At 34.9% G+C, this 20,609-nt stretch carries 20 protein-coding genes and 1 other RNA gene; 17 read left to right on the top strand and 4 right to left on the bottom strand.

Features of this window, described 5'->3' with window-relative positions; translation table 11 throughout:
• The first annotated feature begins 113 nt into the window (after positions 1-113).
• The 4 genes from rapZ (at position 114) to clpP (ending at position 4,289) form a co-directional block, all read left to right on the top strand.
• The gene (rapZ, locus tag KA828_RS05540; protein ID WP_053029913.1) at positions 114-1,028 is read left to right on the top strand and encodes an RNase adapter RapZ; all 915 of its coding nucleotides are present in this window, start codon (positions 114-116) and stop codon (positions 1,026-1,028) included.
• A complete protein-coding gene (locus KA828_RS05535) occupies positions 1,025-2,011 on the top strand; it encodes a gluconeogenesis factor YvcK family protein (protein ID WP_210125675.1) in 987 nt (328 codons plus the stop codon). Before rapZ ends, KA828_RS05535 begins: the two co-directional genes overlap by 4 nt.
• A gap of 131 nt (positions 2,012-2,142) precedes the next feature.
• Positions 2,143-3,087 carry a DNA-binding protein WhiA gene (gene whiA / locus KA828_RS05530; RefSeq protein ID WP_053029911.1) on the top strand — a complete coding sequence of 315 codons (945 nt, stop codon included), beginning with the start codon at positions 2,143-2,145 and terminating at the stop codon, positions 3,085-3,087.
• 617 nt (positions 3,088-3,704) lie between these two features.
• On the top strand, positions 3,705-4,289 hold the full coding sequence (gene clpP, locus KA828_RS05525; RefSeq protein ID WP_053029910.1) for an ATP-dependent Clp endopeptidase proteolytic subunit ClpP: 585 nt from the start codon (positions 3,705-3,707) through the stop codon (positions 4,287-4,289).
• A gap of 185 nt (positions 4,290-4,474) precedes the next feature.
• Here clpP and KA828_RS13130 read toward each other — a convergent pair whose 3' ends face one another.
• The 3 genes from KA828_RS13130 to KA828_RS05515 form a co-directional block, all read right to left on the bottom strand.
• A complete protein-coding gene (locus KA828_RS13130; RefSeq protein WP_075109126.1) occupies positions 4,475-4,663 on the bottom strand; it encodes a hypothetical protein in 189 nt (62 codons plus the stop codon).
• Positions 4,664-4,681: 18 nt separating this feature from the next.
• A complete protein-coding gene (locus tag KA828_RS05520; RefSeq protein ID WP_075109127.1) occupies positions 4,682-5,581 on the bottom strand; it encodes a TIGR01777 family oxidoreductase in 900 nt (299 codons plus the stop codon).
• A 305-nt stretch (positions 5,582-5,886) separates the two neighbouring features.
• Positions 5,887-6,066 (bottom strand): hypothetical protein, encoded by a 180-nt coding sequence (locus tag KA828_RS05515; protein ID WP_075109128.1) that lies wholly within the window; start codon positions 6,064-6,066, stop codon positions 5,887-5,889.
• 205 nt (positions 6,067-6,271) lie between these two features.
• On the opposite strand from KA828_RS05515, the gene KA828_RS05510 reads away from it, so the two are divergent.
• Positions 6,272-6,970 (top strand): DUF4887 domain-containing protein, encoded by a 699-nt coding sequence (locus KA828_RS05510; RefSeq protein WP_075109129.1) that lies wholly within the window; start codon positions 6,272-6,274, stop codon positions 6,968-6,970.
• Between the two features lie 228 nt (positions 6,971-7,198).
• On the opposite strand, the gene KA828_RS05505 is transcribed toward KA828_RS05510, so the two are convergent.
• The gene (locus KA828_RS05505; RefSeq protein WP_075109130.1) at positions 7,199-7,417 is read right to left on the bottom strand and encodes a hypothetical protein; all 219 of its coding nucleotides are present in this window, start codon (positions 7,415-7,417) and stop codon (positions 7,199-7,201) included.
• Positions 7,418-7,755: 338 nt separating this feature from the next.
• Between KA828_RS05505 and KA828_RS05500 the strand changes: the two genes are divergently transcribed.
• The 12 genes from KA828_RS05500 (at position 7,756) to ssrA (ending at position 20,550) form a co-directional block, all read left to right on the top strand.
• Complete coding sequence (locus KA828_RS05500) at positions 7,756-8,772, top strand: sugar-binding transcriptional regulator (protein ID WP_075109132.1); 1,017 nt, start codon at positions 7,756-7,758, stop codon at positions 8,770-8,772.
• A gap of 48 nt (positions 8,773-8,820) precedes the next feature.
• Positions 8,821-9,828: a type I glyceraldehyde-3-phosphate dehydrogenase gene (gene gap, locus KA828_RS05495; protein ID WP_011276377.1), complete on the top strand. Its 1,008-nt coding sequence runs from the start codon at positions 8,821-8,823 to the stop codon at positions 9,826-9,828.
• A gap of 163 nt (positions 9,829-9,991) precedes the next feature.
• Positions 9,992-11,182 (top strand): phosphoglycerate kinase, encoded by a 1,191-nt coding sequence (locus KA828_RS05490; RefSeq protein ID WP_210125673.1) that lies wholly within the window; start codon positions 9,992-9,994, stop codon positions 11,180-11,182.
• 127 nt (positions 11,183-11,309) lie between these two features.
• Entirely contained in the window at positions 11,310-12,071 is a 762-nt protein-coding gene (tpiA, locus tag KA828_RS05485) for a triose-phosphate isomerase (RefSeq protein ID WP_011276375.1), read from the top strand.
• 2 nt (positions 12,072-12,073) lie between these two features.
• The gene (gpmI, locus tag KA828_RS05480; RefSeq protein ID WP_075109133.1) at positions 12,074-13,591 is read left to right on the top strand and encodes a 2,3-bisphosphoglycerate-independent phosphoglycerate mutase; all 1,518 of its coding nucleotides are present in this window, start codon (positions 12,074-12,076) and stop codon (positions 13,589-13,591) included.
• A 153-nt stretch (positions 13,592-13,744) separates the two neighbouring features.
• The gene (gene eno, locus KA828_RS05475; RefSeq protein WP_011276373.1) at positions 13,745-15,049 is read left to right on the top strand and encodes a surface-displayed alpha-enolase; all 1,305 of its coding nucleotides are present in this window, start codon (positions 13,745-13,747) and stop codon (positions 15,047-15,049) included.
• A gap of 246 nt (positions 15,050-15,295) precedes the next feature.
• Positions 15,296-15,766 carry a hypothetical protein gene (locus tag KA828_RS05470; protein WP_075109134.1) on the top strand — a complete coding sequence of 157 codons (471 nt, stop codon included), beginning with the start codon at positions 15,296-15,298 and terminating at the stop codon, positions 15,764-15,766.
• Between the two features lie 67 nt (positions 15,767-15,833).
• Entirely contained in the window at positions 15,834-16,067 is a 234-nt protein-coding gene (gene secG / locus KA828_RS05465) for a preprotein translocase subunit SecG (protein WP_011276371.1), read from the top strand.
• Between the two features lie 230 nt (positions 16,068-16,297).
• Positions 16,298-17,038: an alpha/beta hydrolase gene (locus KA828_RS05460; RefSeq protein WP_075109135.1), complete on the top strand. Its 741-nt coding sequence runs from the start codon at positions 16,298-16,300 to the stop codon at positions 17,036-17,038.
• Positions 17,039-17,078: 40 nt separating this feature from the next.
• Positions 17,079-19,457 (top strand): ribonuclease R, encoded by a 2,379-nt coding sequence (gene rnr / locus KA828_RS05455; RefSeq protein ID WP_210125671.1) that lies wholly within the window; start codon positions 17,079-17,081, stop codon positions 19,455-19,457.
• A 24-nt stretch (positions 19,458-19,481) separates the two neighbouring features.
• Positions 19,482-19,952, top strand: a complete 471-nt coding sequence (gene smpB, locus KA828_RS05450) for an SsrA-binding protein SmpB (RefSeq protein WP_011276368.1) — start codon at positions 19,482-19,484, stop codon at positions 19,950-19,952.
• 236 nt (positions 19,953-20,188) lie between these two features.
• Positions 20,189-20,550, top strand: a transfer-messenger RNA (tmRNA) gene (ssrA, locus tag KA828_RS05445).
• Positions 20,551-20,609 lie beyond the last annotated feature (59 nt).

The following is a 20,609-nucleotide window of genomic DNA, read 5'->3' as shown; positions in this document are numbered from 1 at the left end:
ACTTATATCGCATTAATCGTTACGATAAGTCGGTCATATGATATTATGAAGGTAAATTAACTATAGTTGTGAACGTATATTGACGTTAAAAAGATGAACTAGGCGGTGTCAAAATGACGAACCATAATGAAAATGAAATGAGTAAAAGTGAACTATTAGTAGTAACAGGTCTATCAGGTGCTGGTAAATCCGTAGTTATCCAATGTTTAGAAGATATTGGTTACTTCTGTGTTGATAACTTACCTCCGATATTACTTCCCAAATTTGTTGAACTAATGGAACAAGGAAATCCTTCTTTGCAAAAAGTAGCAATCGCGATTGATTTAAGAGGGAAAGAATTATTCAAGTCGTTAGTGGAAGAAATTGATGCAATTAAAAGTAGAAATGATGTTATTGTAGATGTCATGTTTTTAGAAGCGGAAACGGAAAAGTTAATCTCGAGATACAAAGAATCTAGACGTGCACATCCTTTGAATGAAAATGGTCAAATGTCATTAATAGATTCAATTTTAGAAGAAAAGCAATTGCTTAGTAATATTCGCTCAATTGCTAATTACATCGTAGATACAACACAATTGAAGACGAAAGAGCTTAAAACAAAGGTTAAAGAAAAATTCCAAGATGACAATTTTAAATCATTTAGTATTAATGTTTCAAGTTTCGGATTTAAACATGGCATACAAAAAGATGCAGATTTAGTGTTCGATGTTCGTTTCCTTCCAAATCCTTATTATGTTGAAGACTTAAGACCGATGACGGGAGAAGACGAACCCGTTTATCATTATGTTATGAAATGGAAAGAAACTGAAATATTTTTCGAAAAATTAATGGATTTATTGAAATTTATGATACCAGGTTACAAAAAAGAGGGTAAATCTCAATTAGTGATTGCAATAGGTTGTACAGGAGGTCAACACCGATCTGTTGCGTTAGCTAAACGTATTAGTGAAGAATTAACAGACATATTTGATTATAATGTTTATGTTCATCATAGAGATGCACATATCGAAAGTGGCGTGAAAAAATGAAACAATTAAAGATTGTACTTATAGGCGGTGGAACAGGTCTATCAGTATTAGCAAGGGGATTAAGAGAGTACCCCATCGATATTACAGCCATCGTTACTGTAGCGGATGACGGTGGTAGTACTGGTAAAATCCGTAGTGAAATGGATATACCGGCACCAGGCGATATTAGAAATGTTATTGCAGCATTAAGTGATGCAGAACCAGTCATAGAAGAGTTGTTTCAATATCGTTTTAAAGAGAATCAAATTGAAGGACATTCACTTGGCAATTTATTATTAGCAGCTTTAACCAATATCAAGAATGACTTTGGTCATGCGGTAAAAGAATTAAGTAAAATATTAAATATTAAAGGCAAAGTGATTCCATCTACTAACACGAATGTGATGTTAAATGCAGTGTTAGAAGATGGAGAAATTGTACGCGGCGAATCTCAAATACCAAAGAAAAACAAACGTATTGAGCGTGTCTTTTTAGAGCCTGAGAACGTTGAGCCTATGGAAGAAGCGATTGACGCACTAGAAGATGCAGATTTAATCGTACTCGGACCTGGTTCGTTATATACTAGTGTGATTTCGAACTTATGTGTTAAAGGTATGTCGGACGCTATCTTACGCTCAAATGCGCCTAAATTATATATATCTAATGTTATGACTCAACCTGGAGAAACGTCGAATTACGATGTTATGGATCATATTCAAGCGATACATAATCATGCTGGCAGTGACTTTATCGATTATGTCATTTGTAGTAATGATAAATACGATGATAATGTTTTAAAACGTTATAAAGAGCGTAATGCCAAACCAGTTGTTATGGATGAACATAAAATAACGGATCATAACATTAAGATCATTACGTCATCGAATTTAGTTGAAATTTTAGATGACTATTTAGTGCGTCATAATACGAAAGTTTTAGCGAAATTAATCTATGATTTAGCCCTTGAATTGACAAGTACGATTCAATTTAGACCGAAAAAATAACACTTCTAATCGGCAGTATAACTATGGTATGATAAAGAGCATATGTGTATTCATGTATGCGTAGAATAACGTGTAACAATATAGGATGTTAATTACATGTATATATAAATTTGATTAGAGGGGGAAATGTGATGAGTTTTGCGTCAGATATGAAAAATGAATTAACACGCATTGAAGTTGATGAAAGCAATGCTAAAGCAGAGCTTAGCGCATTAATTCGTATGAACGGTGCACTTAGCCTATCTAATCAACAATTCGTAATTAATGTTCAAACAGAAAATGCTACGACTGCTAGAAGAATTTATTCATTAATTAAACGCATTTTTAATGTAGAAGTTGAAATTCTTGTGCGTAAAAAAATGAAATTAAAGAAAAATAATATTTATATTTGTCGTACAAAAGTACGTGCGAAAGAAATTCTGGACGAACTAGGTATTTTAAAAAATGGTATTTTTGTTCATGATATTGATGCTAGCATGATTAAAGATGATGAAATGCGTAGAAGTTATTTGAGAGGCGCATTTTTAGCTGGAGGATCTGTAAATAATCCTGAAACATCATCCTATCATTTAGAAATATTCTCTCAATATGAGAATCATTCTGAAGGTTTAACTAAGTTAATGAATAGCTATGGCTTAAATGCTAAACACTTAGAACGCAAAAAGGGTAGCATCGCTTATTTAAAAGAAGCCGAAAAAATATCTGATTTTCTTAGTTTAATAGGTGGATATCAAGCATTATTGAAGTTTGAAGATGTGCGAATTGTTAGGGATATGAGGAATTCAGTGAATCGTTTAGTGAATTGTGAAACTGCAAATCTTAATAAGACGGTAAGTGCCGCTATGAAACAAGTGGAAAGCATTCAATTAATTGATCAAGAAATTGGACTAGATAATTTACCAGATCGCTTAAGAGAAATTGCAAAACTTCGAGTCGAGCATCAAGAAATCTCCTTAAAAGAACTAGGAGAAATGGTTTCAACTGGTGCTATATCAAAATCTGGAGTAAATCACCGCTTAAGAAAGCTAAATGAACTTGCAGATAAAATTCGAAGTGGCGAAAAAATTGAATTATAGGTATGAACTCGTCACATAGTGGCGAGTTTTTTTGTAAGAGATTAGGTTCTTAACACGTTTATGGCATTTAGTATTCTATAATCGTTTAATGACTGGCAAACTAAAAAGAGCCTGGGACATCAATAATATAGTGATACTATTTTGCAAATTCGCAGTAGCGGACTAAACTGAGAAGGCACTTAAATCAAGCTTTTCTCAGATTTAGTCATCCTTGCGTTCGGCGGGGCCCCAGCAAAGATCATTTTACTAAGAAATGCTACAAACAAAGCAAGCTGGGAGCGGACGACGAATTTCAAAAGCATTCTGTCCCACTCCCATAATGTAAAAAATATATGCAATTTAAAACTATTAGCCCCCTCGAGAGGAGTCGAACCTCTATTTTAAGAACCGGAATCTTACGTGCTATCCGTTACACTACGAGGAGATATAAAGTAACAAAGACAAAATTCTGTACTATTGATCAATTTAAAAGTACAATCTGAATGTATGTTTATAGTGTACAAAATATAATAAAATAAGGTCAAATTTTCTTTGTGCTATATGAGTTTAAATTTTGACCATTTTTGACTTTTCGTGTAGAATACTAAATAACAGTTAATCATAAGGAGGAAATATAAATGAATTTAATTCCTACAGTAATTGAAACAACAAATCGCGGTGAACGTGCATACGATATTTATTCTCGTCTATTAAAAGACCGTATTATTATGTTAGGTTCTGCAATTGATGATAACGTAGCAAATTCAATTGTTTCACAATTATTATTCTTACAAGCGCAAGATTCTGAGAAAGATATCTACTTATATATTAATTCACCAGGTGGTAGTGTCACTGCTGGTTTTGCTATTTATGATACAATCCAACACATTAAACCAGATGTACAAACTATTTGTATCGGTATGGCTGCATCAATGGGTTCATTCTTATTAGCTGCTGGTGCAAAAGGTAAACGTTTCGCATTACCAAATGCGGAAGTTATGATTCACCAACCATTAGGTGGTGCACAAGGACAAGCAACTGAAATCGAAATCGCTGCTAACCACATTTTAAAAACACGTGAAAAATTAAATAAAATTTTAGCTGAACGTACAGGTCAAAGTATTGAAAAAATACAAAAAGATACGGACCGCGATAACTTCTTAACAGCTGATGAAGCTAAAGCATATGGCTTGATCGATAATGTTATGCAACCTGAAGATTAATCATTAATGTTAAATTATCATGAAAAATGAGTCCGGGACAAAAATTATATAATGAAGCTATTTTGCAAATTCGCAGTAGCTGACTGAACTGAGAAGGCGCTTAATTCAAGCTTTTCTCAGTTCTAGTCACCCTTGCGGGGGTGGGACAACGAATTTAAAAAGAATTCTGTCCCACTCCCATTTTTTTATGATTTTTTTGAAGTGCTTTTTAGGAGAAATCGAATCGAAATCACAAGTAAAATAGCACCAATGAATATGAAGAAAATTGACATTAATATAATTACAAAATGATGTTCGAAGGCAAAAATGCCATTTAGTATCAGAAATAGACTAGCGATGATTAATAAAATATACGTTAATTTCTCGTCGTTCATGATTCAAAACTCCAATAACTATGCATCGATTAAATCTTCGAAAGCAATTTTTAAGTTAGGATAATTAAATGTAAAGCCAAGTGCATCCAATTTGTTTGGTAATACCTTTTGCGTATCTAAGACAACTGTAGACATTTCACCAAGTGCGATTCGCATCAAGAACGATGGAACCCATGTTTCATGAGGGCGGTGCATGACACGTGCAAGTGTATATCCGAATAGATTTTGACGTTCAGCCATAGGTGCAGCCATATTAAAAGGACCTTGGGCTTTAGGATGGTCGATGGTAAATAGAATTGCACGTACTAAATCATTAATATGAATCCAAGAATACCATTGGAATCCAGAACCTAATTTGCCCCCTACAAAAAATTTATAAGGTAGTTTCATCGTTTGTAATGCGCCACCATCATCAGATAAAATCATGCTGAATCTTCCTAGTACGACACGTGTACCAAATGATTCAAAACGTTTGGCAAAACGTTCCCACTGATAAACGACATCAGATAAAAAGTCGAAGGGAAGTGTTTGATATTTTTCAGTATACGTTTGATATAAACTTGGTGGATAATAGCCCATCGCACTCGCATTGAAGAGGACTTCAGGTTTATGGTCGCGATTGCTGAATAAATCAACGAGTGCTTGTGTTGATTCAATACGGCTAGTCATGATTGATTGTTTGTATGATGGTGTCCAACGTTTATTTAAAGTTGCACCAGCTAAATTGATAACTACATCTATATCTGGAACTTGAGATGTCCAACCGTCTTTTGACCAATTAATATATGAAATTTTAGGATCATCACTTTGCTTATCGCTACGAGTTAATATTGTAATGTGTACATCGCGATGCTTTAACTCGTTTACTAATTGACTGCCTACCATTCCAGTTCCGCCAGTTATTAAGAATTGCTTCATATTTACACCTCTATTAATTTATTGTATTTGAAAAGACGTTCTACGATTGTCGTTCAACGATCGTTGTTCAAAAAATGTACAACGATTAGTCAATAATATGTCATTTACTATGCTGTAAACAGGATTTAATTTTACGAAGGTTAAGTTATAATAAATTTGTACCTTCGATATAGTAGATTTCAATAGCTTTGAGTAAATTGAGTATACCCCATAGACTACGCAAAATAAACGAAGGTCAATTTTGACTCCCTTTAGTAGAAGCCCATGCGAGCATCGTATGGGCTTTTTGTATATCTATTATAGTACTAATTAATGTAGATTAAGAATAATATGATTAAAGGAATGAAAATGATTGATAATAGCAAGAGGTCAAGCCGAGACGTGTTGCTATCATCATAATTATCATTATTTAACATCATTGACTTTAATCCACGTTTAGGTGCTTTGTCTTCTTCAAAGATATCATCAGAAACAATTTTCTTCATTTATCTCACGCTCTCGAATTATAATTAAATTATATTTGCATAATTGATGTTTGTAATTACTTATGATGTTATCATATATAAGTAATTATGTATCAATTTAATTTATGTCTTAATCCTTTTTATATCATTTTCGTGTGAATGACTGTAAAATAATTTGCTACATATAGGGACTAAACAAATTGAATATATTAAAGTGAGGTAACTTATGTCTAAGAACAATAGAAATAGAGATGACTTTGGTGAACCGGAAAAGAAAAAAATGAGTGGCATTTCGAAACTGATTAGCACGATTATAGTCTTATTATTATTAAGTGGCTTGGCTTTTGCGATTTACGCATTTGTTGATCATTCTAACCGATCAAGTGAACGCTTAAATAATCAATCAACTGAAGAGAAAAAAGACAAGAAAGATAAAAAAGATAAAGAAGAGAATGACAAAAAATCGAGTGAAGAACGTTCGAATGTGACGCAGGAAACTGTTACGCAACAAACACCTCAAACTCAACAACGTCAGACTCAGCAAGCAACGCCTTCAACACAAGAAAGAACTAAACAACCATCAACTGAAGAGAAACAACGTACAAAACAAGATACTAAAGAAGAAAAAACTCAAGAGAAAACAACTAAAGAAGAGGCTACTACTGAAGAAAGCCGTACAAAAGAACAGGCAACACAAGAAAATAATAGCAATCGCAACAACAATAGAAATACGAATGAGTCAAATACGAATAAACCAAATCGTACTCAATCAAGCACACAAACTAGAACACAACAATCACCGCAAACACAACAACGTTCAACAACGCAACCATCTACGCAGCAATCAACTTCAAGACAAACGACACAACGAAATGCTACGTCTACACAAAGCCAATCAAACCAACAATCATCTAATAATAATTAGTAGCATCATGGGTCTTGATTAAGACCTGTAATATTAGTATGATTTAAACCCATTAACTAGCAATGAATTAACGTTAAACATCGATGGTTAAAGGGAATGCAAGTGATGATAGCAGTCTTATGAGATTTCTCATGAGGCTGCTTTTCTTAGTTTAGTCATCAATAGTATGATGACAAAGCGCTAGAATGAATTTGTACCAATACGACATCATTACCGAGCTCCTTCTCTTTAAAACACCCAATTCAATAAAAAAGTAAAAATGATAGAAAGTAAAATAGAAATAAAGATTGAAGAAAGGCAACCAAACGGGCAACCACAACCATACCGATACCTAACGGAATAATGCGCTCGATCAGTAGGCTGCGAATGATTAAAATAGTCATCATCTTTATATCTTCGATCATTTGGATCAATAACCTCAACATGATTATCCTCTTCGCGAGCCATTTTTTTCTCCTCCTTTAAATGAAGTGCTTCTATTGTAAATGAGAACAACTTGCATAGGAAAGTATTTTGCAAAAGAATAATTATTAAACTTTGAGGGTAATACTATAAAATAAGAGATAAATAATACTTTTTATTATGTATATAGTAGGTTTATTCTACTTAATTTGGGAAATTTTACAGATAATTTTAAATATTAGAGTTTTTCTCTTGCATTTTCATCAACACAATAGTACTATTGCAAGTGTAAAGAGGTTAGATTTTGTCCCAGGCGGGACACAAATAGTCAAACCACTTTTATACTATTGGTTACCTTTTAGACATAAAGGAGGAAGGTAGTAGTGAAAGACTTGATTAAAATTCAACAGAAGTTGATACCTGATCTCGTGGATAAAATGTATCGACGCTTTTCTATCTTAACTACTATCTCAAATAATCAACCAGTAGGTAGAAGAAGTTTAAGTGAACATATGGATATTACTGAACGTGTCTTAAGGTCTGAAACAGATATGTTGAAGAAACAAGATTTAATCCAAGTTAAATCAACTGGAATGGAAATCACTGAAGAAGGTAGATCTGTTTTAAATCAGCTTAACGAATATTTCAATATTTATACTGATGATAATCAATTAGCTGAACAAATTAAGACCACTTTCGGTATTAAAGAAGTTCATGTTATACCTGGTGATGCAGATGCTCACGAGAACGTAAAATCAGAAATGGGGAGACAAGCTGGTCAATTACTTGAAAGCATCCTATATGAAGATGCGATTGTTTCAGTAACAGGTGGTTCGACGATGGCAAATGTTAGCCGTGCGATGCATCTTTTACCATTTAATGTATTTTTTGTTCCAGCGCGTGGTGGCCTTGGCGAAAATGTTATCTACCAAGCTAACACGATTTCAGCGAGCATGGCGCAACAAACAGGTGGGTATTATACAACGCTTTACGTACCAGATAATGTAAGTGAATCAACGTATAATACACTTCTAATGGAACCTTCTGTGGTTCATACATTAGATAAAATCAAACAAGCAAATATAACAATCCACGGTATTGGTGATGCGCTGAAGATGGCGCATCGTAGACAATCGTCAGATGAAGTGATTGAAAGCCTTCAACATCACCAAGCCGTTGCAGAAGCTTTCGGTTACTATTTTGATGCTCAAGGCAACGTAGTCTATAAAGTAAAGACGATAGGACTACAACTTGAAGATTTAGAAACCAAAGATTTTATATTCGCTGTTGCCGGAGGTCAATCTAAAGGAGAAGCAATTAAAGCTTACTTAAGTATTGCCCCTAAGAATACAGTATTAATTACTGATGAAGCAGCAGCAAAAGTAATATTAAATAAGTAATAAAAAGTTAATAGCTTTTTAAATATCATTTTAAAGGAGGCCATTATAATGGCAGTAAAAGTAGCAATTAATGGTTTTGGTAGAATTGGTCGTTTAGCATTTAGAAGAATTCAAGACGTAGAAGGTATTGAAGTAGTTGCAGTAAACGACTTAACAGACGACGAAATGTTAGCTCATTTATTAAAATATGACACTATGCAAGGTCGTTTCACAGGAGAAGTTGAAGTTATTGATGGTGGTTTCCGCGTAAATGGTAAAGAAGTTAAATCATACGAAGAACCAGATGCAAGCAAATTACCTTGGGGCGATTTAGATATCGACGTAGTATTAGAATGTACTGGTTTCTATACAGATAAAGAAAAAGCAGAAGCACACATCAATGCAGGTGCTAAAAAAGTATTAATCTCTGCACCAGCTAAAGGTGACGTTAAAACAATCGTATTCAACACTAACCACAATGACCTAGATGGTTCAGAAACAGTTGTTTCAGGTGCATCATGTACTACTAACTCATTAGCACCAGTTGCTAAAGTGTTAAGTGACGAATTTGGTTTAGTTGAAGGTTTAATGACAACTATTCACGCATACACTGGTGACCAAATGACTCAAGATGGTCCACATAAAAAAGGCGACAAACGTCGTGCGCGTGCAGCAGCTCAAAACATCGTACCAAACTCAACAGGTGCTGCAAAAGCTATCGGTAAAGTTATTCCTGAAATCGATGGTAAATTAGACGGTGGTGCTCAACGTGTACCAGTTGCTACAGGTTCATTAACTGAAGTAACAGTTGTATTAGAAAAAGACGTTACTGTTGAAGACGTTAACAAAGCAATGAAAAACGCTTCAAACGAATCATTCGGTTACACTGAAGACGAAATCGTTTCTTCAGACGTAGTTGGTATGACTTACGGTTCATTATTCGATGCTACTCAAACTCGTGTAATGTCTGTTGGTGACCGTCAATTAGTTAAAGTTGCAGCTTGGTATGACAATGAAATGTCTTACACTGCTCAATTAGTTCGTACTTTAGAATATTTAGCAGAATTATCTAAATAATTTAGAAGCATAGTTAAATAAACTTGTGCTCAGTATAGATGTACGATTCAAAGTACACTTGTACAAATTATTGAAATAAGTTAGCTTATGAGTAAGCGGGGAGCACTAACGCTTCTCCGCTTATTTTTATATTAGTAATTCCTATTTAGAGGAGGAAATTATAATGGCAAAAAAAATTGTTTCTGATTTAGAATTAAAAGGGAAAGTTGTTCTTGAACGTGCTGATTTCAATGTACCTTTAAAAGACGGTAAAATCACAAATGATAACCGTATTGTTCAGGCTTTACCAACAATTAAATATATCATCGAACAAGGTGGTAAATTAGTTCTATTTTCTCACTTAGGAAAAGTTAAACAAGAAAGTGATAAAGAAGGTTTAACTTTAAAACCTGTTGCTGATGCTTTATCAGAAAAGTTAGGTAAAGAAGTCACTTTCGTACCTGAAACACGTGGTGAAAAATTAGAAACTGCTATCAAAAACTTAAAAGAAGGCGATGTATTATTAGTTGAAAATACACGCTTTGAAGATTTAGATGGTAAAAAAGAATCTAAAAACGATCCTGAATTAGGTAAATATTGGGCTTCATTAGGTGATGTATTTGTCAATGATGCTTTCGGTACAGCACACCGTGAACACGCATCTAATGTTGGTATTTCTACACATTTAGAAACTGCAGCTGGTTACTTAATGGAAAAAGAAATTAAATTTATCGGTGGTGTTGTCAACGACCCACACAAACCAGTAGTTGCTATCTTAGGTGGCGCTAAAGTATCTGACAAAATCGGTGTCATCAAAAACTTAGTAAATATTGCTGATAAAATTCTTATCGGTGGCGGAATGGCGTATACTTTCTTAAAAGCGCAAGGTAAAGAAATCGGCTTATCATTATTAGAAGAAGATAAAATCGACTTTGCTAAAGCATTACTTGAAAGTAACGGCGATCAAATCGTTTTACCAGTAGATGCAAAAGTGGCAAAAGAATTCTCTAATGATGCTGAAATCACTGAAGTATCAATAGACAACATCCCTTCAGATCAAGAAGCAATGGACGTTGGACCTAAAACTGTTGAGTTATTCTCTAAAGAATTAGAGGGTGCACACACAGTCGTTTGGAACGGACCTATGGGTGTATTTGAATTCAGTAATTTTGCTCAAGGTACAATCGGTGTATGTAAAGCCATTGCTAACTTAAAAGAAGCTACTACTATTATCGGTGGTGGTGACTCAGCAGCAGCTGCAATTTCTTTAGGTTTTGAAGATGACTTCACACATATTTCTACTGGTGGCGGTGCATCATTAGAATATTTAGAAGGTATTGAATTACCAGGCATTAAAGCGATTAATAACAAATAATCGACTTATGAAAATGTCTACGTTTTTCTAAACATTTTCTAGGGAAAATGCATAAAGCATGAGACGTTACGTCTTTAAAAGATATTTAACGCTAAAATTACAATTTAAATATATAGGAGTGTAATCAATGAGAAAACCAATCATAGCTGGTAACTGGAAAATGAACAAAACAGTTAAAGAAGCTAAAGACTTCGTTAATAACTTACCAACATTACCTGATGAAAAAGAAGTTGAATCAGTAATTTGTGCACCAACAATCCAATTAGATGCACTAATTTCATTAGTAAATGATGGCAAAGCAAAAGGATTAAAAATTGGTGCTCAAAACACTTATTTTGAAGATAATGGTGCATTCACAGGAGAAACATCTCCAGTAGCATTAGCTGACTTAGGTGTTAAATACGTAGTTATCGGACATTCAGAGCGTCGTGAATTATTCCATGAAACAGATGAAGATGTGAATAAAAAAGCACATGCTGTATTTAATCATGGTATGACACCAATCATTTGTGTTGGTGAAACAGATGAAGAACGCGAAAATGGTAAAGCTAATGAAATCGTTAGTAACCAAGTTGAAAAAGCACTAGAAGGTTTATCAGAAGAACAACTTAAAGAAGTTGTTATCGCATACGAACCAATTTGGGCAATCGGTACTGGTAAATCAGCTACTTCTGACGATGCAAACGAAATGTGTGCACACGTTCGTAAAACAGTAGCTAAAGTAGCAAGCCAAGACGTTGCTGATGCAACACGTATTCAATATGGTGGTAGTGTTAAACCTAACAACGTCAAAGAATATATGGCTCAATCTGACATTGATGGTGCATTAGTAGGTGGCGCATCATTAAAAGTTGAAGATTTCGTACAATTGTTAGAAGGTGCAAAATAATTATGGCTAAACAACCAACAGCTCTAATCATTTTAGATGGTTTCGCTAATCGTGAGAGTGAACATGGTAATGCTGTGAAACAAGCGAACAAACCTAATTTTGATCGTTATTACAGTAAATATCCTACTACTCAAATTGAAGCGAGTGGTTTAGACGTAGGTCTTCCTGAAGGTCAAATGGGTAACTCAGAAGTTGGTCATATGAACATTGGTGCAGGACGTATCGTTTATCAAAGTTTGACACGTATCAATAAATCAATCGCTGATGGTGATTTCTTTGAAAATGATGTATTAAATAATGCTGCACAACATGTTAAAGACCACAATTCTGCATTACATGTCTTTGGATTATTATCTGATGGTGGTGTACACAGTCACTACCAACATCTATTTGCATTATTAGAATTAGCTAAACAAAAAGGTTTAGATAAAGTTTATGTACATGCATTCTTAGATGGTCGTGACGTAGATCAAAAATCAGCACTTAAATACATTGAAGACACAGAAGCTAAATTTAAAGCATTAGGTGTAGGTCAATTTGCATCTATTTCTGGTCGTTATTATGCAATGGACCGTGACAAACGTTGGGACCGTGAACAAAAAGCATATAATGCGATTCGTAACTTTGAAGGTCCTTCTTATGTATCAGCTAAAGAAGGTGTTGAAGCTAACTACGCTAACGACTTAACGGATGAGTTTGTTGAACCATTTATTGTTGAAGGTCAAAATGATGGCGTGAACGATGGAGATGCAGTTATCTTCTTCAACTTCCGTCCTGACAGAGCAGCACAATTATCAGAAGTATTTACTAACAAAGCCTTTGATGGTTTCAAAGTAGAACAAGTTAATGACTTATACTATGCAACATTTACTAAATACAATGACAATGTAGATGCTGAAATTGTCTTCGAAAAAGTTGATTTAACGAATACAATTGGTGAAGTTGCTCAAAATAACAACTTGAAACAATTACGTATTGCTGAAACAGAAAAATATCCACACGTAACATACTTTATGAGTGGTGGACGTAATGAAGAATTTGAAGGTGAACGTCGTCGTCTGATTGATTCACCAAAAGTTGCAACTTACGACCTAAAACCTGAAATGAGTGCATATGAAGTTAAAGATGCATTATTAGAAGAGTTAGACAAAGGTGATTTAGATTTAATCATTTTAAACTTTGCTAACCCTGATATGGTTGGACATAGTGGTATGTTAGAACCAACGATTAAAGCAATCGAAGCAGTGGATGAATGTTTAGGTGAAGTTGTCGACAAAATTTTAGATATGAATGGTTATGCAATTATTACTGCTGACCATGGTAACTCTGATCAAGTGTTAACTGACGATGATCAACCAATGACAACACATACGACAAACCCAGTTCCTGTTATTGTAACTAAAGAAGGCGTTACATTACGTGAAACTGGTCGTCTAGGTGATTTAGCACCAACATTATTAGACTTATTAAATGTTGATCAACCATCAGATATGACTGGTGAATCACTTATTAAGCACTAAATGAAGTTGCGTTTTTAAAGTATAAGGATATTGTAATCCCTAATATAATCACTAAAACTTAGGGATTCAGTCCTTATCTGATATAAATATTTTATTTAAAGATTAAATCAAGCTATAATAGCTTTAGAATCTAAATTAAAGGAGATTTTTCACATGCCAATTATTACAGATGTTTATGCTCGCGAAGTCTTAGACTCACGTGGTAACCCAACAGTTGAAGTTGAAGTGTTAACTGAAAGCGGTGCTTTCGGTCGTGCATTAGTACCATCAGGTGCTTCTACAGGTGAACACGAAGCAGTTGAATTACGTGATGGAGACAAATCACGTTATAGCGGTAAAGGTGTTACTAAAGCAGTTGAAAACGTTAACGAAATTATCGCACCAGAAATCGTTGAAGGTGAATTTTCAGTATTAGATCAAGTATCTATCGATAAAATGATGATTCAATTAGATGGTACACCTAACAAAGGTAAATTAGGCGCTAACGCTATTTTAGGCGTGTCTATCGCAGTTGCACGTGCAGCAGCAGACTTATTAGGTCAACCTTTATACAAATATTTAGGTGGCTTCAATGGTAAACAACTACCAGTGCCAATGATGAACATCGTAAACGGTGGTTCTCACTCAGATGCACCAATCGCATTCCAAGAATTCATGATTTTACCAACAGGTGCTGAATCATTTAAAGAAGCATTACGTTGGGGTGCTGAAATCTTCCATAACTTAAAATCAATCTTAAGTGAACGTGGTTTAGAAACTGCAGTAGGTGACGAAGGTGGTTTCGCTCCTAAATTTGAAGGTACTGAAGATGCTGTAGAAACAATCATCAAAGCAATCGAAAAAGCAGGTTACAAACCAGGCGAAGATGTATTCTTAGGATTTGACTGTGCATCATCTGAATTCTACGAAAACGGTGTATATGACTACACTAAATTCGAAGGTGAACATGGTGCGAAACGTAGTGCAGCTGAACAAGTTGACTACTTAGAAGAATTAATTGGTAAATACCCAATCATCACTATCGAAGATGGTATGGATGAAAATGACTGGGACGGTTGGAAACAATTAACTGACCGTATCGGTGATAAAGTTCAATTAGTAGGTGACGATTTATTCGTAACAAACACTGAAATCCTTTCTAGAGGTATTGAACAAGGTATTGGTAACTCAATCTTAATCAAAGTTAACCAAATCGGTACTTTAACTGAAACTTTCGAAGCAATCGAAATGGCTCAAAAAGCTGGATACACTGCAGTAGTTTCTCACCGTTCAGGTGAAACAGAAGATACTACAATCTCTGATATCGCTGTAGCTACAAACGCTGGCCAAATTAAAACTGGTTCATTATCAAGAACTGACCGTATTGCTAAATACAATCAATTATTACGTATTGAAGATGAATTATTTGAAACTGCTAAATTCGATGGCATCAAATCTTTCTACAATTTAGATAAATAAGTTTAATACAGAGATTTATTTAATATAATAGAGTTCACGCAAATGTATATTGCCTGTCACAGAGTTGAGACTGTGGCAGGTTTTTTTAATCATGTGGCAAACAAAACGAACACATGTTAAGTCGACGTTGTGTATGACAGGTTGTAATTGTTTAGATAAAAAGGTGTTTGCTGAGAATGGAACAGATTTAATTTACGTATTCAAACTGATATAATAGATTTGTATATAAAAGAAGGAGAAGTAAAGATGGAGAATCAGCTTAATCAACCTAGTCAGAGGGAACGAAATGCAGGTAAGTTAATTGGCTACAGTTCTTTAATATTATGTATTTTATTGATCATCCATAACTTTATTGCATTAGATACATTAACGGCTAAGACGTTGTTATCACAGGCAGGCCAGAAAGTCAGTGATAGTGCAGTCGCTAACATCTTAAATAGTTTCAGATACACAGGAATAATGTATATCTTAGCTTATTTAGCGGGTGTCATTGCATTATGGAATAGACATAAGTACTTATGGTGGTTTATGTTTGCAGTCTATGTATCCAATGTATTATTTACATTAGTAAACCTAGCCATGGTTATCAATGCGATTATAGCAGCGAAATCAGTACTATTTATTATTCCAATTATAATTGTTATGATTTGCTCAACCGTATTAGCGTTATATATGCTAATCATTTCAATTGTACGTAAGAGCACGTTTAATCGATAGTCATTGATTATAAAGACGAGTATGTGATATAATTCGGAACGTATATAATGAATGGAGGACAATTTTCATGCATACACTTTTCATAGTACTACTAATTATTGATTGTATTGCATTAATCACTGTTGTATTACTCCAAGAAGGTAAAAGTAATGGACTTTCAGGTGCTATTAGTGGTGGCGCAGAACAGTTATTTGGTAAACAAAAACAACGTGGCGTCGATTTATTCTTGCATAGATTAACAATTATTTTAGCAGTCATTTTCTTTTTAATAATGATTGGTATCAGTTACTTTGGTTTATAAGGTCCGACGATGTTAATGTCGGGCTTTTTTATTTATAATGAATAGAGACGGATGACGTCTTAGATATTCAATTCATGGACATAATGTCCAAATTTAAATAATGCATATTTCCGAAGAAATAAGGGAATATTTAATAAGTATAAATATATATGTAAATAAGAGAAATGATGTTTGAAAGTAAAACAGTATATATTAGTAATTTAGAGATAACGATGGAAGAGGGATTATGAATGCAAATTAAATTACCACAACCGTTCTTCTTTGAGGAAGGCAAACGCGCAGTCTTACTCCTACATGGATTTACAGGTAATTCATCAGACGTAAGACAATTAGGTAGATTTCTACAGAAAAAAGGCTACACGTCATATGCGCCACAATACGAAGGGCACGCTGCACCACCAGAAGAAATTTTAAAATCAAGTCCGCATGTATGGTTTAAAGACGTGCTAGATGGCTATGATTATTTAGTGGAACATGGCTACGAAGATATCGCCGTAGCTGGATTGTCATTAGGTGGCGTGTATGCTTTAAAATTAAGCTTGAACCGTCCAGTGAAGGGTATTGTTACAATGTGTGCACCTGCTGAAGGTAAAACGCAAGGTACAATATATGAAGGTTTCTTAGAATATGCACGCAACTTTAAAAAATATGAAGGTAAAGATCAAGATACGATTGATAAAGAGATGGAAGACTTCCAGCCAACTGAAACGTTAAAAGAGTTGAGTGAGACACTAAATAACGTTAGAAATGAAGTTGATGATGTACTTGATCCAATATTAGTAGTACAAGCTGAAAATGATGAAATGATTAATCCTCAATCAGCAAATTATATATACGATAATGTCGATTCAGAAGACAAACATATTAAATGGTATGCAAATTCAGGTCATGTCATAACAATCGATAAAGAAAAAGAACAAGTATTCGAAGACGTCTATGACTTCTTAGAAACTTTAGATTGGTCTGAATAATCATTTTAAAAATTAAAAGAAAGTAGAAAGGAGGGGCATGATGAATTTAAAGCAATCCATTGAAGACATTGTAAAACAACCTGATTATGAACCCATGTCTGTGTCTGATTTTCAAGATGCTTTAGGTCTTAATAGTGCCGACTCATTTAGAGATTTAATAAAGGTGCTAGTAGAACTAGAACAATCAGGATTAGTTGAAAGAACTAAAACGGATAGATATCAACGTAAACAATCACATAAAAATACGAACTCTAAATTAATTAAGGGGACATTAAGCCAAAATAAAAAGGGCTTTGCATTCTTACGTCCTGAAGATGAAGAGATGGATGATATTTTTATCCCACCAACTAAGATTAATCGTGCATTAGATGGCGACACAGTGATTGTCGAGATACAGAAATCTAAAGGTGAACATAAAGGTAAAATAGAGGGCGAAGTTAAATCAATTGAGAAACATTCTGTAACCCAAGTAGTCGGTACGTTTAGTGAAGCGAAACATTTCGGGTTCGTTATTCCAGATGATAAACGCATAATGCAAGACATTTTCATTCCTAAAGGCCAAAGTCTTGGTGCTGTAGATGGTCACAAAGTGCTCGTTCAGATTACGAAATATGCGGATGGTACGGATAATCCAGAAGGACATATATCAGCTATTTTAGGCCATAAGAATGATCCAGGTGTAGATATTTTATCAATCATTTATCAACATGGAATCGAAATTGAATTTCCTGATAATGTCTTGAAAGAGGCTGAGGCAGTACCTGAAGAGATTAAGCCTGAAGAAATCAAAGGACGTACTGACTTGCGTGACGAGTTAACGATTACAATTGACGGTGCTGACGCAAAAGATTTAGACGATGCAATTAGCGTTAAAAAATTAAAAAACGGTCATACTGAATTAACTGTAAGTATTGCAGATGTTAGCTACTACGTTAAAGAAGACTCAGCGCTAGATAAAGAAGCTTACGATAGAGCAACAAGTGTTTACCTAGTAGACCGTGTTATTCCGATGATTCCACACCGCTTAAGTAATGGTATTTGTTCATTGAATCCTGAAGTCGACCGTTTAACATTAAGTTGTCGCATGGAAATCAATGAACGTGGCGACGTGGTTAAACATGACATATTCGATAGTGTCATCCATTCTAATTACAGAATGACATATGATGCGGTTAATCAAATTATCACTGAAAAGGACCCAAACGTTCGCAAACAATATCAAGAAATTACACCAATGCTTGATTTAGCACAAGATTTATCAAATCGTTTAATCCAAATGCGTAAACGTCGTGGTGAAATTGACTTTGATATCAGTGAAGCCAAAGTATTAGTGAATAACGAAGGTTTACCGACTGATGTAGTTTTACGTGAACGTGGTGAAGGTGAACGCTTAATCGAATCATTTATGTTAGCAGCAAATGAAACCGTTGCTGAACATTTCAATAAATTAGAAGTACCATTCATTTACCGTGTCCATGAACAACCTAAATCAGATCGTTTAAGACAGTTCTTCGACTTTATTACTAACTTCGGTATTATGATTAAAGGTACGGGTGAAGATATCCATCCTTCAACATTGCAATCGATTCAAGAGGAGGTTGAAGGCCGTTCAGAACAAATGGTTATCTCAACAATGATGTTACGTTCAATGCAACAAGCCCATTATGATGATACGAACTTAGGACATTTTGGTTTATCAGCAGAATACTATACCCATTTCACATCACCGATTAGACGTTACCCTGACTTAACGGTTCACCGTCTAATTCGAAAATATCTCATCGATCATTCTATGAATAATAAAGAATTGCATAAATGGGAAGATAAATTGCCGGAATTAGCAGAGCATACGTCACAACGTGAACGTCGAGCTATCGAAGCGGAACGAGATACAGATGAATTGAAAAAAGCGGAATATATGATTCAGCATATCGGCGATGAATTTGAAGGTATTGTAAGTTCAGTAGCAAACTTTGGTATGTTTATTGAATTGCCTAACACCATTGAAGGTATGGTTCATATTTCAAATATGACAGATGATTATTACCACTTTGATGAACGCCAAATGGCACTTATTGGTGAACGCCAAGCAAAAGTATTCCGCATAGGTGATCAAGTTACAGTAAAAGTCACACATGTTGATGTAGATGAGCGCATGATAGACTTCCAAATCGTTGGTATGCCATTACCGAAAAATGAACGAAGTCAACGTCCATCAAGAGGAAAAACCATTCAGGCTAAAACACGTGGCAAATCTCTAGATAAATCAAAAGATGATAATCATAAAGGCAAAAAGAAAAAACGTAAGCAACGAAAAGGTAAGAATCAACGTAATCGTGATAAAAAAGGTAAAACGAATCACAAACCATTTTACAAAGATAAAAGTGTGAAGAAAAAATCACGACGCAAGAAAAAATAATCAGCAAAGAGGTGACAGAGATTAATGGCTAAGAAGAAAACAAAATCACCCGGTACATTAGCTGAAAACCGAAAAGCTAGACATGATTATAATATTGAAGATACCATTGAAGCGGGTATTGCATTAAAAGGGACAGAGATTAAATCCATTCGTCGTGGTAGTGCCAATTTGAAAGATAGCTATGCGCAAGTTAAACGTGGCGAAATGTTCATTAATAATATGCATATTGCCCCTTATGAAGAAGGGAACCGTTTTAATCATGACCCTTTACGTTCTAGAAAGTTATTACTCCATAAAAAGGAAATTATTAAACTTGGTGAACGTACAAGAGAAATTGGATATTCCCTTATTCCATTGAAACTGTATTTAAAGCATGGTCAGTGTAAAGTCTTATTAGGTGTAGCCCGCGGTAAAAAGATACACGATAAGCGTCAAGCTTTAAAAGATAAAGCAATGAAACGTGATGTCGATCGTGCGATTAAGGACCGTTATTAAGCGTGTTTGTTGCTTAATTGGTCTCTATTTGGTATGATAACTGATGTTGTGAATGAACTGATATGTTAGTTAGTGATTGGGGTGACATTCTAACCGAATGCATCATCCCAATCTCGCAAGAATGATTAGAACTGAGAAATGCTATATATTAGCAACTTCTCAGTTCGGTCAGTCACTGCGTTTGTACATGATGCCATAAAGGGGTGTTATATACTAAACGTATCTAATATTATTTCGGGGGCGTTTTTGGATTCGACAGGGGTCCCTCGAGCACATTAAGCGTGTCGGAGGGTTGTCTCCGACATCAACACATTTCAGTAAATATAACTGACAAATCAAACAATAATTTCGCAGTAGCTGCGTAATAGCACTCTGCATCGCCTAACAGCATCTCCTACGTGCTGTTAACGCGATTCAACCCTAGTAGGATATGCTAAACACTGCCGTTTGAAGTCTGTTTAGATGAAATCCAATCAAACTAGCATAATACTGGTTGTCTGTTGCTTACTATTATGCGAAATTTATCAATAGACTACACACGTAGAAAGGTGTGTATCAGGACCTCTGGACGCGGGTTCGAATCCCGCCGTCTCCACTATGTAGGGAGTGGGACAGAATTCTTTTAAATTTGTCGTTCACTCCCAGCTTGCTTTGCTT

Origin of the sequence: Staphylococcus sp. GDY8P85P, assembly GCF_017892405.1 — a bacterium.
GTDB lineage: Bacteria > Bacillota > Bacilli > Staphylococcales > Staphylococcaceae > Staphylococcus > Staphylococcus borealis.
This window is presented reverse-complemented; position numbering and strand designations above follow the sequence as displayed.